The following is a 16933-nucleotide window of genomic DNA, read 5'->3' as shown; positions in this document are numbered from 1 at the left end:
CCGATTGTTCCCGTGATCGCCAAGCACGTCAACGGGATATTGTTGTGCGCTGCCACATCGGCCCCCATGTTTACCCGGCCATCTGTAAAACCCTGCGAATCGTTGTGGTGCAAGGGTTCGCAGGCTGCAGCTTTCTTTACTCGCAAGTACAATACGCGATAGCGTTGCTGCGTCTCAACATGGCGTTTTCCCCTACGTGAAGCGTATTTTGCTGCGCTGCAAAGCGCACAACATTTGAAGGTTCGGCACTGTTTTTACGCCGTTTCCTGTGCTATCCGCCGCATGCCCTGCCGCCCCATCCCATGACTGCTTCCCCCGCCGCCTTGCCTGACGATTCCCTTGCAAACCATTTCGACTGGGCAGGCCGCCCCGCCGCCGCCCCTGGCTTCTCAGCGCTGGGCGAACGCTTTCTGACGCGCCTGCCGCCGATGCCCATGCCTTCCGGACCGATTGGCCAGCCCTATCTGGTGGGCTTCTCGCCGGACGCCGCAGCGTCACTCGGCCTTTCACGAGCAGAACTTGACACCCCTGCCGGGCTGGCCGTCTTTACCGGGAACGCCGTCGCCCCCTGGAGCGATCCGCTCGCCACCGTGTATTCGGGCCATCAGTTCGGCGTGTGGGCCGGGCAGTTGGGCGATGGCCGCGCGCTGTTGCTAGCCGAGCTGCAGACCGCCGATGGCCCCTGCGAAGTCCAGCTCAAGGGCGCCGGCCGTACGCCGTATTCGCGCATGGGCGACGGGCGAGCTGTGCTGCGCTCGTCCATCCGCGAATTTTTGTGCTCGGAAGCCATGGCAGGACTTGGGATTCCAACCACCCGCGCCTTGTGCGTGACCGGCGCTGACGCCCCCGTCCGCCGCGAAGAGATCGAAACCGCCGCCGTTGTCACGCGCCTCGCGCCGTCGTTCGTACGCTTTGGCCACTTCGAGCACTTTTCGGCCAGCGAACAATTGCCCCAGCTTCGCGCACTTGCCGATTACGTCATCGACCGCTTCTACCCCGCCTGCCGCAGCGAGCCGCAACCGTATCTCGCCCTGCTGCGTGAACTCGCCCGCCGCACCGCTGAACTGATGGCCGACTGGCAAGCCGTCGGCTTCTGCCATGGCGTGATGAACACCGACAACATGTCGATCCTCGGTCTCACGCTCGACTACGGCCCGTTCGGCTTCCTGGATGGTTTCAACGCCAACCACATCTGCAACCACTCCGACACCGGCGGCCGTTACGCCTACGCTCAGCAGCCACAGATCGGCTACTGGAACCTGTTCTGCCTCGCGCAGGCGTTGCTGCCGCTGTTCGGCGAAGATCCCGACGTTTTCGTCAACTTGAGCGACGAAGCCCAGGCGCAACCCGCGATCGACGCCGCGCAAAACGTGCTGCTGACCTACCGCGACGTCTACGGCGCAGCGTTCTACGCACGTTATCGCGCCAAGCTTGGCCTTTCCACCGCACAGGACGAAGACGAAACGCTGTTCGGCGACCTCTTCAAGCTGCTGCACACACAACGCACCGATTACACGCTGTTCTTCCGCCACCTTGCCGACGTGCGCCGTGACGACACGCCCGCCGCGGCAGAAGCGCGCACCGTGCGCGATTTCTTCTTCGACCGCGCAGCCGCAGACGTGTGGCTTGCTGCCTATCGCCAGCGCTTGCAGGCCGAACCGCAATCCGACGACCAGCGCGCGGCAGCCATGCACCGCGTCAACCCGAAATACGTGCTGCGCAACCACCTGGCTGAAATCGCCATCCGCCGCGCCAAGGAAAAGGATTTCTCCGAAGTTGAAAACCTGCGCGCCGTGCTGGCCCGCCCGTTTGACGACCACCCTGGCTTCGAGCACTACGCGCAGCCTGCGCCCGATTGGGCGTCGTCGCTGGAAGTGAGCTGCTCGTCGTAATCCGGCATGCCGACATGCAGGCAGGCGTGATGCGCCGGAACTGACACCGTGCTCTAATCCGCGCCTGTCAGGATTACCGCAGCAGCACGACAAAACAACGTCAGCCGCCCGATCGCTTCCATCCCGCGGTTGCCGAATCCAACAAGGAGTCTCATCACCATGACCGTCACGAAGTCCGACGCCGAATGGCGCGACCAACTCTCCGACATCGAATACCGCGTCACCCGCGAAGCCGCCACCGAACGCCCCTTCACAGGCAAGTACTGGGACCACTGGGACCGGGGCGTCTACAACTGCGTCTGCTGCGGCACGCCGCTGTTTGAATCGTCGACCAAGTTTGATGCCGGTTGCGGCTGGCCGAGCTATTTCCAGCCCATCAACGGCGAGGTGATCGCCGAGAAAACCGACCGCTCGCACGGCATGCTGCGCATCGAAGTGCAGTGCAAGAACTGCGGCGCGCACCTTGGCCACGTGTTCGAAGATGGCCCTGCGCCCACCGGCCTGCGGTATTGCATCAACTCGGCTGCGCTAAAATTCGGCGATTGATCTTCCGCACCTGCCCGCCTAAGCGCGTTCCCGCATGAAATTCCTGTTCGATCTGTTCCCGGTCATCCTGTTCTTTGCTGCCTTCAAGGTGGCCGGTATTTATGTGGCGACCACCGTCGCGATGGTCGCCACCGTGCTGCAGATCGCCTGGGTGTGGTTCAAGCACCGCAAGGTCGACGCCATGCAGTGGCTGTCGCTGCTCATCATCGGCGTGTTTGGCGGCGCCACGCTTATCTTCCACAACGAGACCTTCATCAAGTGGAAGCCTACGGTGCTGTACTGGCTGTTTGGCGTGGTGCTGCTGGGCAGCGTGGTGTTCGTTCGCAAGAACCTCATCCGCGCCATGATGGAGCAGCAGGTTTCGCTGCCCGATCCGCTCTGGGCCCGTCTGAACCTGGTGTGGGCGGCGTTCTTCCTGGCCATGGGCTGCCTGAACCTCTACGTGGCCTACAACTTCGACACCGACGTGTGGGTCAACTTCAAGCTGTTCGGCTCGATGGGCCTGATGGTGGTCTTCATCCTCGTGCAGAGTGTCTGGCTGGCGCGCCACATGCAGGAGCGCCCCGCCAATGCGGCCAACGACGCCAACATCGGAGACGACCGCTGATGGCTGCCGATCCGCGAGAAATCGAACGCCTTCTGCGCGAGGCGTTTCAGCCCGCCCACCTCGTCGTGGAAGACGACAGTGCCAAGCACGCCGGACACGCCGGCGCGGCCTCCGGCGGCGGACATTACAACGTCGAAATTGTCAGCGCGGCCTTTGCCGGCAAGAACCGTTTGGCGCGTCATCGCATGGTGTATGATGCGCTGCACACGCTGTGGCCGGCGGCAATCCATGCGCTGGCGATCCGCGCGGTCACTCCCGAAGAAAACACGTAAGCGCATTCCACGCTCACTCGTCCTTCCCTCGAACGCAATCCCATGAAGATTTCCAGCCTCACTGCCAGCCTGCTGGCTGTTGCCTTTGCTGCGACCGTTGCTCCCGCTATGGCGCAAAACGCCGCGGTGGTCAACGGCAAAGCCATCCCGAGCGCCAAGGTGGACGCGCTGATCAAGAAGTCGGGCCAGCCCGAATCGCCCGAGCTGCGTGCCAAGGCCCGCGACATGCTGGTCGACCGTGAACTGATCGAGCAGGACGCCGCCAAGCGCGGCCTGCTGGAACGCGACGACATTCAGGAACAGCTGGCATCGGCCCGCCTGAACGTGCTCGTGGCCGCCGAGTTCGAAGACTACGTCAAGAACAGCCCCGCCACCGAAGAAGAGCTGCACAAGCAGTACGACAAGATCAAGGCGCAGTTCGGCAACGGCAAGGAATACCATGCCCACCACATCCTGGTGGACAAGGAAGCCGACGCAAAGGCCATCATTGCCAAGCTGAAGGCCGGCGCCAAGTTTGAAGACATCGCCAAGGCGCAGTCGAAAGACAAGGGATCGGGCGCCAACGGCGGCGATCTGGACTGGGCGAACCCGGGCACCTACGTGCCGGAATTCTCGGCCGCGCTCACCAGCCTGAAGAAGGGCCAGATCACCCAGACGCCGGTCAAGACGCAATTCGGCTGGCACGTGATCCGCCTGGACGACACGCGCGACGCGAAGATCCCGTCGTACGAAGACGTCAAGCCGCAACTGCTTGAAATGATGATGGGCGACCAGAACTGGCAACGCAGCAAGTTCCAGGCGATGCTGAAAGACCTGCGCGAAAAAGCGAAGATCCAGTAAGCAGCGGCCCGTTGGGGCAGTAAAAAAAGGGGCCTCGTGCCCCTTTTTGATTTGATGGCTGCGTTGCATCGCACGCAACCGGAATCCCCTTTCCTGCCCCGAGTTCTTTTGAAGTGTTTGCTGAAAAGCATTGCGATTTGTCCCATAATGTGCGCCCACGTGCACCGGCATTGCACTGCTTCGGTGCACTCAAGAATCGAGAGTCTGAAAAACCAACCACGCCGGCACGGGCATATCCCGCTCGCCGCCAGAGCGAAACCACCCAAAAGGCAACAGGAGATCCTTATGTCCACGTTCAAGCACGCCTTGCGCATTGCCGCGCTTGCCGCCATTCCGATGGCACTGCTGCAAGCCGCACCGGCACTTGCCCAGGCCACCAAGTCGGTCGAAGTGCTGGCCATCGTTGAGCACCCGGCGCTCGACGCCATCCGCGACGGCGCCAAGGAACAACTCAAGGCCGAAGGTTTTGACGCAGGCAAGAACCTGAAGTGGGAATACCAGAGCGCACAAGGCAGCACTGCCACCGCCGCACAGATCGCCCGCAAGTTCATCGGCGACAAGCCGGACGCCATCATCGCCATCGCCACGCCGTCGGCGCAGGCTGTTGTGGCCGCCACCAAGTCCATCCCCGTCGTGTATTCGGGCGTGACCGATCCGGTTGCCGCGCAACTGGTCAAGAGCTGGGCGCCGACCGGCACCAACGTGACCGGCGTGTCCGACAAGCTGCCGCTGGACAAGCAGATTGCCCTGATCAAGCGCGTGGTGCCGAATGCCAAGCGCGTGGGCATGGTCTACAACCCGGGTGAAGCGAACTCGGTCGTGGTCGTCACTGAACTGAAGAAGCTGCTGTCGGCGCAAGGCATGACGCTGGTCGAGTCGGCCGCACCGCGTACCGTGGACATCGCGCCGGCGGCCAAGAACCTGATCGGCAAGGTCGACGTGATCTACACGAACACCGACAACAACGTGGTGTCGGCGTACGAATCGCTGGTGAAAGTGGCCAACGAAGCGAAGATTCCGCTGGTGGCCGGCGACACTGACAGCGTGAAGCGTGGCGCCATCGCTGCGCTGGGCATCAACTACTACAAGCTGGGCCAGCAGACCGGCAAGGTCGTCGCCCGCATCCTGAAGGGTGAGAAGCCGGGCGCGATTGCGTCGGCCGGCAGCACCGACCTGGAACTGTTCGTGAACGAAGGCGCGGCCAAGAAGCAAGGCGCGACCCTGTCGGCAGATCTGCTGAAGGACGCCAAGGAAGTCATCAAGTAACTCGCAAGGCGCCGGGTCGGCCTCCGCCTCACGGAGCCGGCCTGGCGCGGGTCTGGCAGCCCGAGCCGTAACGTGGCTATCCGCCGCATAATAGCCGGGCGCTTACGCTGCTACCCACAAGCGTCCCCGTTCATTGCACACAGGCCGGTGCCCAATCACCGCGCCCTACTCTGTCATGTCACTGTTTTCATTACTCGGCGCCCTGGAGATCGGTCTGATCTTCAGCCTCGTGGCGCTCGGGGTGCTGATTTCCTTCCGCATCCTTAATTTCCCTGACCTCACCGTTGATGGCAGCTTCCCGATGGGCGGCGCCGTGGCGGCCACGCTCATCGCCGGCGGCCACGATCCGTTCGTGTCGACGATGGGTGGCACCCTGGCCGGTGCCGCTGCCGGCTTCATCACGGGCTGGCTCAACGTGCGCCTGAAAATCATGGATCTGCTCGCCAGTATCCTGATGATGATCGCGCTGTACTCGGTCAACCTGCGCATCATGGGCAAACCAAACGTGCCGCTCATCTCCGAGCCCACGGTCTTCTCGCTGCTGCAGCCGGAATGGATGCCCGACTACGTGTTCCGCCCCGTGCTGCTGGGTGTGGTGGTGGTGGTCGTCAAGCTGCTGGTGGACTGGTTCTTCTCCACGCAGATCGGCCTGTCGCTGCGCGCCACGGGCGCCAACCCGCGCATGGCCCGCGCCCAGGGCATCGCCACCGGCGCTGCCACGCTGGCCGGCATGGCGCTGTCGAACGCACTGGTAGCGCTTGCTGGAGCGCTCTACGCGCAAACGCAGGGCGGCGCCGATGTGTCGATGGGTATCGGCACCATCGTCATCGGCCTGGCCGCCGTCATCATCGGTGAGACCGTGCTGCCGGCCCGCCGCCTGGTGCTGACCACGCTGGCCGTGGTGGTCGGCGCGATCCTGTATCGCTTCTTCATCGCCCTTGCGCTCAACAGCGATTTCATCGGCCTGCAGGCGCAGGATCTGAACATGGTGACCGCTGCGCTGGTGGTGATCGCCCTGGTGCTGCCCGGCATGCGTCGCAAGGTGTTCGGCAAGCTGGCCAAGACCGGTACCAAGGGGAACTGACATGCTGAGCGCACAAGGACTCACCCTCACCTTCAACCCCGGCACGCCCATCGAGACGCGCGCGCTGCGCGGCTTGTCGCTCGAGATCCCGTCAGGCCAGTTCGTGGCCGTAATCGGCTCGAACGGCGCCGGCAAGTCGACGTTCCTGAACTCCATCAGCGGTGACTACATCGTCGATTCGGGCAGCATCACCATCGACGGCGAAGACGTCACGCGCAAGACCGCGTGGCAACGCGCCGACAAGGTCGCCCGCGTGTTCCAGGACCCGATGGCCGGCACCTGCGAAAACCTGACCATCGAAGAGAACATGTCGCTGGCCATGTGCCGCGGGCAGCGTCGCGGTTTCTCGTTCGCGACCAACCGCAAGTGGCGCGAGATTTTCCGCGAGCAACTGCGCCGGCTGGACTTGGGCCTCGAAAACCGCCTGACCGATCGCATCGGCCTGCTCTCGGGTGGCCAGCGCCAGGCCGTGAGCCTGCTGATGGCCTCGCTGCAGCCGTCGCGCATCCTGCTGCTGGACGAGCACACCGCCGCGCTGGACCCGAAAACGGCCGCCTTCGTGCTGGAGTTGACCGCCAAGATCGTGTCGGAGAGCAAGCTGACGACGATGATGGTGACGCACTCCATGCGCCAGGCGCTCGACTACGGCGATCGCACGGTGATGCTGCACCAGGGCAACGTGATCCTCGACGTGCAAGGCGAAGAACGCCGCGGCCTGGACGTGCCGCACCTGCTGCAGAAGTTCGAGGAAACGCGCGGCGCCAAGGTGGACGACGACGCGCTGTTGCTGGGCTGATCCCGTTCCTGGGCGTCACCACGACGCTCAGGGCACATCACACACAGACCGGGCTCCCTTAGCGGAGCCCGCGACATTTCCGCTCCATGACCAAGGCCCATCGCCCTGCCATCAGCATCGCGCCCGATCAGCATGCGGACGACTCATCAGCGCTGACAAAAGGCCAGAAAGCATTCAACGCGCTGATCAAGCAGATCGAGAATCGGCGCAAGCGGCTGGCGGATTGGGAGACGGCCACCGTTCAGTTCCAGAGCCGATATGCCGGCGAGTTCCTGCCGCTGGAGCGCAGCCGAATCGCATTGCAAATCCGCTTTGTGCGCAGCCTGGACCAGATCTACGAGCACGAGGCCTTCACCAAGGCCGAGCGCCGCAAGATATCCGCCCTCATCATCGATCTGACACGCGATCTGATCGATGAAGACACAAGCCTGAAGGCGCTTTACAACAAGTACAGCGGCACGGACTTCGACCGGGAAGCCGTGCTGCAAGCCGCAGAAATGAAAGCTAGGCTGGAGGCCGCCCTCGGCGTCGACCTGGGCGACGACGCGGATGTCCACTCAGAGGAAGCGCTACTACAACGCGCCCGCGCACACATCGAGCAACGCGCCGAGAAAAAGGCCGCCGCCGCAACCAAGCGTGAAGCCCGCCGGGCCGCGCGAAAGAAATCTCCGAAGCAACTTGCGGCAGAAGCGCGGGAAGAAGATGAACAGGCGCAGATCAGCATCTCCATCCGCGAGGTCTATCGCAAGCTCGCCAGCGCCCTGCACCCCGACCGAGAGAGCGATCCGCAGGAGCGCGACCGGAAGACGCGGCTCATGCAGCGCGTCAACGAGGCTTACGACAAGAACAACCTGCTGCAACTGCTGGAGTTGCAGCTTGAGCTGGAGCACATCGACCAGCGCTCGATCAACCAGATCAGCGAAGCGCGGCTGACGCATTACAACCAGATCCTGAAAGACCAGGTGCGCGAGCTGGACCGGCAAATCCATCGTGTCGAGACGACGTTTCGGTACACATACGGGTATCGGCGGTTCGGGGCACTTCCGCCGGACGCCATCTTGCAAAAGCTCGATATCGACATCGCAGCGCTGCGCCAACACGTCCGCAATATCGAGCAGGACCTTGCCGCCTTTGACGATTTCAAAGACGTGCGGCGCATGCTGAAATCCCGCCCAGTGCTCGACTGATGGCCTGTTGAGCTGCGCACCGATCCAACAGAACGGGCACCCGAAGGTGCCCGTGTTCTTTACAGCGATCGTTCGATTGGCCGATCAGAAGCGGTGCTGCAGGCCCATCGTCACGCCAACCTGGTTGTTGGCGTAGCCGATCACGTCGCGCGACAGGCTCACGTTCTGGCCGTTCTTGGCCTTGGCATAACCGGCAGACAGATACGCCGTCGTGCGCTTGGACAGCGCGTACTGACCGCGCACGGAGAACAGGATCGGATCGGCATCCGTGCCGTCCTTGATGTTCTGCTTGTACACCGCGCCGTACAGCGTGAAGGCCGGCGTCACGTCATAGCTGGCGCCAGCCCAGTACATGTCGCTGCGCAGGCTGGCGGCGGCCGTGGTAAAGGCGCGCTTGTAGTTGCGGTAGCCCGCAAACAGCTTCAGTGCACCAAAGTCGTAGCTGGCACCCGCATGGATGCCCTGGATGTAATCGGTCGTGTCTGCCGGCGTGGTGCTGGTGCCCGCGCCATTCTGGCGATCCCACGTGACTGCGGCCGAGAAGCCGCCCACGCTGTAGCCGACGCCCAGGTCGTACTTGGAGCTGCTCTTGAAGTTGCCGGCCGCCTCGCCAAAGCCCACGGTGGCACCCAGCTTCAGACCGCCAAACTTGCCGTCATAGCGCACAGCGTTGGAGGCGCGCGAGAACAGGCCGTCCTTGCGATCGCCCGTGGCCGTGGACGACGTTGCCCACGAGTAGTTCGGCGCGTAGCCCATCGGGTCGTACGGCAGCATGAAGTCGTACGTGGTCGTGAAGGTGCGACCTGCCACCACTTGCCCGAAGCCGCCCGCCAGACCAACCACCGCGCGGCGGTCGAACAGCGTGTTGTCGGTGTCGAGCTTGCCGGTGTCGATGGCGATGCCGCTTTCCAGGTTGAACACAGCCTTCAGGCCGCCGCCCAGGTCTTCCGTGCCGCGCATGCCCCAGCGCGACGTGTTCTTGCCGCCCGAGACGAGGCGCGTGGCACTGCCGCCGTTCGGGCCGGCGTGGTTCACGTACTCGATACCCGAATCCATGATCCCGTACAGGGTCACGTTGGAGGATTGTGCGGCGGCCGTGCCGGCCGTGGTGGCGGTGGCAAGCGCAACCACTGCCAGCGCCATCGAAGTCTTGTTCATCAGGTCTCCCTTATTCGTTGTCCTTGCGCAAGAGCCCCGGTCACAGGGGCTTTGGGCGGGACGGATCGTATGAGGGGCGCACTTTCAGTTCACTTTCGATTGGCGGGAAATTGCCCAGGTGTGTCGCGGCGTTCTCGGGGGTTTCCCTAGCTTCAAAACATGCAGCGATGTCTGTATTCCTCTGCGGCTGATTGAGAGACGTCCCGATATGCGCATCCTGTTGGTGGAAGACAACCTGAAGCTGGCCAGCACGCTGGAAGAAGCCCTCGGCCAGGCCGGCTTCACGGTCGATTGCGTGCATGACGGCCACGCGGCCGACTTGCTGCTCACCACGCAGGACTACGCGCTCGCTATTCTCGACATTGGCCTGCCGCGCATGGACGGGCTGGAAGTGCTGCGCCGCCTGCGCGCCCGCAAGAACCCGCTGCCCGTGATGATCCTGACCGCACATGGCGCCGTGGAAGAACGCGTGCGCGGCCTGAACCTCGGGGCTGACGATTACCTTGCGAAACCGTTCGACCTGACCGAAGTGGAGGCCCGCGCCCGGGCGCTCATCCGCCGCAGCCACGGGCACGAGAGCACGCAGCTGCAATGCGGCCCGCTGCACTACGACGGCATCAGCGGGGCCTTCACGCTTCATGGCGAACTGCTCGCCCTCACCGGCCGCGAGCGCGCCGTGCTGGAGGTGCTGATGCTGCGCGATGGCCGCGCTGTCAACAAGGCCGCCATCTCGGAAAAGATCTTCAGCATCAACGAATCGGTCAACGCCGATGCCATCGAAATCTACGTGCACCGCCTGCGCAAAAAACTCGACGGCAGCGGCGTGGCCATCGTCATGCTGCGCGGGCTCGGCTATCTGCTGGAAGCCACGCCCAGCACGACTGCGACCGCAGGCCGATGAGCCCGCCCACCCTGCGCCGACAGCTTTCGTTCTGGCTGCTGCTGCCGCTCATGGGGCTGCTCGCGCTCGACGCGTGGCTTACGTATGCACGGGCCATGACGGCTGCAAACGCCGCGTTCGACCGTACGCTCGAAGCGTCGCTCAAGGCCATGCGTGAGGGCGTGCGCCTTCGCGACAAGCAGTTCGCTATCGACCTGCCCTACCTCGCGCTGGACGTTCTGCAATCGGAAACCGGCAGCAGCGTCTTCTATCGCCTGACCGATGCCAACGGCAAGACCCTGACCGGTTATGACGATCTGCCCATGCCGACCGGGCGGCGGCCGGCGCCCTATCGCTCCGTCTTTTACGACAGCCAATTCCAGGGCATGCCCGTGCGCCTGGCCGCGCAAGCCGTGCCCGTGCGCGACGCCCAGTCGGCTCAGATCCAGCTCGTGTGGCTGTTGGTGGGTGAGACCTTGGAGCCGCGCGAGGCGCTGGCGCACGAGATCCTGGCGGGCTCCCTCCAGCAAGAGGGCCTGCTCGTGGTGCTGGCGGTCGGCATTGTCTGGCTGGGTATCAGGCGGGGCCTGCGACCACTGCGCCAACTGAGCGAGACCGTTACCGGACGCGGTACCGATGAGCTTGCCCCGCTACCGCAGCAAGGCTTACCGGCGGAAGTGGCTCCGCTGGTCGAGGCCATCAATCAGTACGTGGCGCGCCTGCTGCGCATGGTGCAAGCCCGCAAGCGCTTCTTTGCCGATGCCGCACATCAATTGAAGACGCCGCTGGCCGTGATCCAGGCGCAGTCCGAACTCGCGCTGCGCGAGCCCGATGGAGAACGCATCCGCCGCCACCTTGAGCCGTTGCACGGCACCGTGCGCCAGGCCGCGCGGGGCGTGCAGCAGCTGCTGTCGCTCTCGCGCCTGGAGACCGACAGCGGCTACGCACCGCAGCTCCAGCCGCTGCGCCTGGACACACTGGCCGGCGATGTCGCGCTGGAACTGGCGCCCGTTGCGCGCCGATCCGGCGTCGACCTCGGCTTTGAAGGCGAACCCGTGACGATCGCGGGCGAATCCCAATGGCTGCAGGAACTGATCAGCAACCTGCTCGACAACGCCATCCTCTATGCGGGCAACGGCGCGCGCGTCACGCTGCGGGTCAAGCGGCAGGCGATGGCGATGCTCGGCGAGCAGGCCGTGCTGCAAGTGGAAGACGATGGCCCCGGCATTGCCGTGCCCGAGCGCGATGCTGTGTTCGGCCGTTTCTATCGCGGTGCGGCATCGGAAGGCCACGACGGCAGCGGGCTGGGGCTGGCGATCGTCCGCGAGATCGCTCGCCTGCACGGCGGCACGGTCGCGCTGTCTGAAACGCCCGGTGGGGGCCTGACCGTGAGCGTCTACCTGGCCCTGGCGTTGGCGGAGGACACGCCCGCCTGAACGCGGGTTGCTGCATGACAACATCGTCTTCCTAGCGCTCCACACACCTGCCCAACGCCGTGCACCATTTGCGTGACGACGCGGCGCACCAATTCCACGCGCCCTGACCCGGCCCGCGGTTTCGCCGAAATTGGTTCCATCCGCGCTCTGTTATGCCCGCCGCATATGGGCTGGCATACGACCTAAACTCAAACACGTCGCCATCACCGCACGATTGACCGCCGAGCTTGCTCGGGCAAGGCATTCGGGGTTTTCCCTATTGTGGTGCCACAGGCCTGCACGCCCAGGGCTCGTGCCTGCGGGGCTGTCAAAAATGGCTCCATCAAATAACCAGGATTGGGTCCACTTTGCAGAACAATGAGCCGCTATAGTCCATCAACAATTCGTCACAACACGGCATGTTGACCGACCCGAACGGATCGGAGAACGGCAGGACGGGCGGCACCAGCGTAAGCCAGCGAATGCCACCTGCAGCCGACAGCGCTCAGGCCCGATGACCGACATGGTATGGAGGAAGCAGCAATGAAGACCGACGACGTGATCGTCAGCTTTCGCGGTGTACGCAAGACGTATGACGGCGAGACCCTCGTGGTCAAGCATCTGGACCTGGACATCTACCAGGGCGAATTCCTGACCCTGCTGGGCCCCTCCGGGTCGGGCAAGACCACGTGCCTGATGATGCTGGCCGGGTTCGAATTCCCGACCGGCGGTGAGATCCGCCTGGAAGGCGCGCTGCTCAACAATGTGCCGCCGCACAAGCGCAACATCGGCATGGTGTTCCAGAACTACGCGCTGTTTCCGCACCTGACGGTCGCGCAAAACGTGGAATACCCGCTGACGGTGCGCAAGATTCCCGCCAGCGAGCGTGCAGACCGCGTGCACAAGGCCCTGCAGATGGTCCGCATGGAAGGCTTTGCCAAGCGCTACCCCGCGCAGCTCTCGGGCGGCCAGCAGCAGCGTATTGCGCTGGCCCGCGCGCTGGTGTTCGAGCCCAAGCTCGTGCTGATGGACGAACCGCTGGGCGCACTCGACAAGCAACTGCGTGAGCACATGCAGTACGAGCTGAAATCCCTGCACGAAAAGCTGGGCGTGACCTTCGTCTACGTGACGCACGACCAGGGCGAGGCACTCACCATGTCCGACCGCGTGGCCGTGTTCGACAAAGGCATCGTGCAGCAGCTCGACACCGTGGACAGCCTCTACGAACGCCCCTGCAACGAGTTCGTCGCCAACTTCATCGGCGACAGCAACACGCTGCGCGGCACCGTCACCCGCGTCGACGGCGACTACTGCGAGCTGCAACTCAACGACGGCGCCCGCATCATGGGCCGCAACATCGCCGGCGCCAACGTGGGGGCCACCGCCACCGGCTGCATCCGCCCCGAGCGCATGCGCCTGGCCGAGGGTGCCTCCGCCGCCGGCAACGCGATCACTGGCCAGACACGTGGCCTCGTCTACTTTGGCGACCACGTGCGCATGCGCTGTGCCCTGCCCGATCAACCCGAATGTTTCGTGAAGGTGCCGCTGGGCACGCGCGCGCTCGAAGGCTTCGCACCCGGCGCACCGATCCAGCTTGAGTTCGCACCCGAACACCTGCGCGTTTTTGCATGACGCACGCGGGCAACCCTGCCCGCATGCCACGACCACACGTTGTACCCACACGCCAATAAGAGGAGCCAGGAATGAAACACATCACAAAGACGCGTCTGTCCGTGCTTGCCGGTGCGTTCGCCATTGCATTCGGCGCGCACGCATCGGAAATCACCGTCGTCAACTTCGGCGGCGCCAATGGCGACGCGCAGAAGGCGGCCTTCAACAAGCCGTTCGAGGCGCAGACCGGCAACAAGGTCACCGTGGTCGAGTACAACGGCGAGCAGGCCAAGATCAAGGCCATGGTCGAAGCCAAGCACGTCAACTGGGACGTGGTGGAAGTGGAATCGGGTGACATCGGCCGCGGCTGCGATGAAGGCCTGTTCGAGAAGCTCGACTGGAGCAAGATCGCCAAGAAGAGCGATCTGATCCCCGAGTCGCCGAGCACCTGCGGCGTGGGCTTCTTCGTGTGGTCGACCGCGATGGCGTACAACGCCGACAAGCTCAAGACCGCCCCGACCGGCTGGGCCGATTTCTGGGACGTGAAAAAATTCCCGGGCAAGCGCGGCATGCGCAAGGGTGCCCGCGGCAACCTGGAATTCGCATTGATGGCCGACGGCGTGCCCGTCAAGGACGTGTACAAAGTGCTGGCCACCAAGGACGGCCAGAACCGCGCGTTCAAGAAGCTCGACCAGCTCAAGCCGAACATTCAGTGGTGGGAAGCCGGTGCGCAGCCGCCGCAATTCCTGGTGGCGGGTGACGTGGTGATGTCCACGGCGTTCAACGGCCGCATCGACGCCGCCCAGCGCGAAGGCAAGAACCTGAAGGTGGTCTGGAACGGCAGCATCTACGACCTGGACTACTGGGCCATCCCCAAGGGCACGCCGAACAAGGCGCTGGCCGAGCAGTACATCGCCTACACGCTGTCGCAAAAGCCGCAGCAGGAGTACGCCAAGCACATCGCCTACGGCCCGGCCAACGTGGCGGCCATCAAGGCGCTCGACGCCAAGACGCAGGCGAACATGCCGAACTCGCCGGAGAACGCCAAGAACGCCGTGCTGCAGAACCTGCAGTTCTGGACCGACCACGGCGACGAGCTGGAGCAGCGCTTCGCCTCGTGGGCATCGAAGTAACCGCATAGCGGTGTAACGCAGTGACCGCGCGGTGCCCTGCCGGCTTGGCAAGGCAACCGCGCGGACGAATTCCCGTAGCGATGGCGAGGCAGCATTGAACACCATGACGATCGCGGCTGAATCGGTTCCTGATTCGACGGCCAAACTCAAACGCGAATTGAAGAGCGCTGAGGCGCGCAGGCGTGCCATGGCGCTGGCGCTGGTGGCGCCCCTCGCCATCTTCCTGCTGCTGATCTTTGTCGTGCCGATCGGCGCCCTGCTCACACGCGCCGTGCAGAACCCCGAGGTGGCCGACGCGCTGCCCAAGACAGTCATCGCCCTGAAGGACTGGGACCGCAAAAGCCAGCCGGCCGAAGCCGCCTACGCCGCGCTCGCCGCAGACCTCACCATCGTGAGCGAAGGCGAAGCGATGGGCGCACTGGCCCGCCGCCTCAATACAGAAATCCCGGGCTTCCGCTCGCTGGTTGCCAAGACCGCACGCGCGATGCCGCTGGCCGATGACCAGGGCAAGGCATTGACGCTGACGCCCGGCCAGACCCGCGCCAAGCTCCTCGAACTCGACGAGCGCTGGGGCGATGTCACGTACTGGCAGGCCATCGCCAAGAACAGCAGCCGCACGTCGCCGTTCTACCTGCTGGCCGCGCTGGACCACCGGCAAGATGCCTTCGGCCATATCGAAGCGACCGACCCCGACGAGCAGATCTACGTGACGGTGTTCATCCGCACCTTCGTCATCAGCGCGATGGTGACGCTGTTCGCACTGCTGCTGGGCTACCCGCTCTCGTACTGGATCGCCTCGCTGCCGGAGCGTCGCGCCAACCTGGTCATGGTGATGGTGCTGATCCCGTTCTGGACGTCCATCCTCGTGCGCGTGGCGGCGTGGATCGTGCTGCTGCAGACCGAAGGCCTGATCAACCACGGGCTGATGGACCTCGGCATCATCAAGGAGCCGTTGGCGCTGCTGTTCAACCGCGTGGGCGTGTACATCTCGATGACGCACATCCTGCTGCCGTTCATGATCCTGCCGCTGTACAGCGTGATGAAGTCGATCCCGCCCACGTACCAGCGCGCGGCCGTATCGCTGGGCAGCCATCCGTTTGCCGCGTTCTGGCGCGTGTATGTGCCGCAGACGTATCCGGGCATCGGTGCCGGCGCGCTGCTGGTGTTCATCCTGGCGCTCGGCTACTACATCACCCCCGCGCTGCTGGGCGGGCCGAACGACCAGATGGTCAGCTACTACGTGGCCTACTTCACCAACGTCACGATCAACTGGGGCATGGCGTGCGCGCTGGGTGCGCTGCTATTGCTGGCAACGCTGGTGCTGTACGCCGTGTATGGACGCTTCACGCGGCCCAAGGTCCGCGTTGGTTGAACGGAGCCCATCGACAATGAAACTCGCCAAACCGATGTTCGCCCCGCACACCTCGCTCATCGAGCGCATCTGGTACTTCTCGCTGCGCGGCCTGGCCGTGCTGACGCTGCTGTACCTTGTGCTGCCGGTGCTGGTGATCGTGCCGCTGTCGTTCTCGTCGAGCACGTTCCTTTCGTATCCGATTCCGAGCTATTCGCTGCGCTGGTACCAGAACCTCGTCACGTCTGACGAATGGCGCATGGCGGCCAAGAACAGCTTCATCGTCGCCCCCGCCGCCACGATCGTCGCAACGGTGCTCGGCACGCTGGCCGCCATCGGGCTGAACAAGGCCGACTTCCGAGGCAAGGGCCTGCTGATGGCGGTGCTGGTGTCGCCGATGATCGTGCCCGTGGTGGTGGTCGGCGTGGGCATGTACCTGTTCTTCGCGCCGCTGGGGCTGGCCAACACGTATATCGGGCTGATCCTCGCGCATGCGGCGCTGGGCGTGCCGTTTGTGGTGACGACCGTGCTGGCGACCCTGCAGGGCTTCAATCACAACCTCGTGCGGGCGAGCCTGTCGCTGGGTGCCAACCCGGTCATGACGTTCTTCCGCATTACCCTGCCCGTCATCGCACCGGGCGTGATTTCCGGCGCGCTGTTTGCGTTCGCCACGTCGTTTGATGAGGTGGTGGTGACGCTCTTCCTGGCGGGGGCCGATCAGGTGACGCTGCCACGCCAGATGTTCACGGGCATCCGCGAGAACATCTCGCCGACGATTGCAGCGCTGGCGACGATTCTGATTGTGTTCTCGACGGGGCTGCTGCTGACGTTTGAGTGGTTGCGGGGGCGGGCTGCGGCTAAGGCCGTGGCCTGACAGCGTCCGCCCCAACGCCTG

At 64.0% G+C, this 16933-nt stretch carries 16 protein-coding genes; 15 read left to right on the top strand and 1 reads right to left on the bottom strand.

From position 1 onward, the window contains the following. Window positions 1-302: 302 nt before the first annotated feature. The 9 genes from ACTJK4_RS16670 (at window position 303) to ACTJK4_RS16630 (ending at window position 8490) form a co-directional block, all read left to right on the top strand. Window positions 303-1892, top strand: coding sequence for a protein adenylyltransferase SelO (locus ACTJK4_RS16670; RefSeq protein WP_440818427.1), 1590 nt, complete (start codon window positions 303-305; stop codon window positions 1890-1892). A gap of 159 nt (window positions 1893-2051) precedes the next feature. Next, window positions 2052-2438 (top strand): peptide-methionine (R)-S-oxide reductase MsrB, encoded by a 387-nt coding sequence (msrB, locus tag ACTJK4_RS16665; RefSeq protein ID WP_112184800.1) that lies wholly within the window; start codon window positions 2052-2054, stop codon window positions 2436-2438. Between the two features lie 34 nt (window positions 2439-2472). Then, window positions 2473-3045 (top strand): septation protein A, encoded by a 573-nt coding sequence (locus ACTJK4_RS16660; protein ID WP_232042859.1) that lies wholly within the window; start codon window positions 2473-2475, stop codon window positions 3043-3045. Further along, complete coding sequence (locus tag ACTJK4_RS16655; protein ID WP_065855099.1) at window positions 3045-3317, top strand: BolA family protein; 273 nt, start codon at window positions 3045-3047, stop codon at window positions 3315-3317. Before ACTJK4_RS16660 ends, ACTJK4_RS16655 begins: the two co-directional genes overlap by 1 nt. 42 nt (window positions 3318-3359) lie before the next feature. Further along, window positions 3360-4157, top strand: a complete 798-nt coding sequence (locus ACTJK4_RS16650; RefSeq protein ID WP_232042860.1) for a peptidylprolyl isomerase — start codon at window positions 3360-3362, stop codon at window positions 4155-4157. A gap of 285 nt (window positions 4158-4442) precedes the next feature. Then, window positions 4443-5423, top strand: coding sequence for an ABC transporter substrate-binding protein (locus tag ACTJK4_RS16645; protein WP_260802437.1), 981 nt, complete (start codon window positions 4443-4445; stop codon window positions 5421-5423). Between the two features lie 175 nt (window positions 5424-5598). Then, window positions 5599-6507: an ABC transporter permease gene (locus ACTJK4_RS16640; protein WP_440818426.1), complete on the top strand. Its 909-nt coding sequence runs from the start codon at window positions 5599-5601 to the stop codon at window positions 6505-6507. Between the two features lies 1 nt (window position 6508). Then, window positions 6509-7303: an ABC transporter ATP-binding protein gene (locus ACTJK4_RS16635; RefSeq protein WP_232042863.1), complete on the top strand. Its 795-nt coding sequence runs from the start codon at window positions 6509-6511 to the stop codon at window positions 7301-7303. An 86-nt stretch (window positions 7304-7389) separates the two neighbouring features. Next, window positions 7390-8490, top strand: coding sequence for a J domain-containing protein (locus ACTJK4_RS16630; protein WP_440818425.1), 1101 nt, complete (start codon window positions 7390-7392; stop codon window positions 8488-8490). 84 nt (window positions 8491-8574) lie between these two features. On the opposite strand, the gene ACTJK4_RS16625 is transcribed toward ACTJK4_RS16630, so the two are convergent. Then, a complete protein-coding gene (locus tag ACTJK4_RS16625; protein WP_232042865.1) occupies window positions 8575-9648 on the bottom strand; it encodes a porin in 1074 nt (357 codons plus the stop codon). Between the two features lie 208 nt (window positions 9649-9856). On the opposite strand from ACTJK4_RS16625, the gene ACTJK4_RS16620 reads away from it, so the two are divergent. The 6 genes from ACTJK4_RS16620 to ACTJK4_RS16595 all read left to right on the top strand — a co-directional run bounded on the left by ACTJK4_RS16620 (window position 9857) and on the right by ACTJK4_RS16595 (window position 16912). Next, complete coding sequence (locus tag ACTJK4_RS16620) at window positions 9857-10549, top strand: response regulator (protein WP_260802432.1); 693 nt, start codon at window positions 9857-9859, stop codon at window positions 10547-10549. Next, window positions 10546-11964 carry a sensor histidine kinase gene (locus tag ACTJK4_RS16615; protein WP_440075948.1) on the top strand — a complete coding sequence of 473 codons (1419 nt, stop codon included), beginning with the start codon at window positions 10546-10548 and terminating at the stop codon, window positions 11962-11964. The genes ACTJK4_RS16620 and ACTJK4_RS16615 overlap by 4 nt, the downstream gene beginning before the upstream one ends. Before the next feature lie 522 nt (window positions 11965-12486). Beyond that, complete coding sequence (locus tag ACTJK4_RS16610) at window positions 12487-13575, top strand: ABC transporter ATP-binding protein (RefSeq protein WP_232042868.1); 1089 nt, start codon at window positions 12487-12489, stop codon at window positions 13573-13575. A 71-nt stretch (window positions 13576-13646) separates the two neighbouring features. Continuing rightward, window positions 13647-14687 carry an ABC transporter substrate-binding protein gene (locus ACTJK4_RS16605; RefSeq protein ID WP_440818424.1) on the top strand — a complete coding sequence of 347 codons (1041 nt, stop codon included), beginning with the start codon at window positions 13647-13649 and terminating at the stop codon, window positions 14685-14687. 103 nt (window positions 14688-14790) lie between these two features. Next, window positions 14791-16059 carry an ABC transporter permease gene (locus ACTJK4_RS16600; RefSeq protein WP_316871246.1) on the top strand — a complete coding sequence of 423 codons (1269 nt, stop codon included), beginning with the start codon at window positions 14791-14793 and terminating at the stop codon, window positions 16057-16059. A 16-nt stretch (window positions 16060-16075) separates the two neighbouring features. Beyond that, window positions 16076-16912 (top strand): ABC transporter permease, encoded by an 837-nt coding sequence (locus ACTJK4_RS16595; RefSeq protein WP_024975612.1) that lies wholly within the window; start codon window positions 16076-16078, stop codon window positions 16910-16912. The last annotated feature ends 21 nt before the right edge of the window (window positions 16913-16933 follow it).

It is taken from the genome of Ralstonia sp. 22111 (genome assembly GCF_052045895.1).
Classification (GTDB): Bacteria; Pseudomonadota; Gammaproteobacteria; order Burkholderiales; family Burkholderiaceae; genus Ralstonia; species Ralstonia wenshanensis.
The sequence above is the reverse complement of the archived record's forward strand: the minus strand, read 5'-3'. Positions and strand labels throughout refer to the sequence as shown.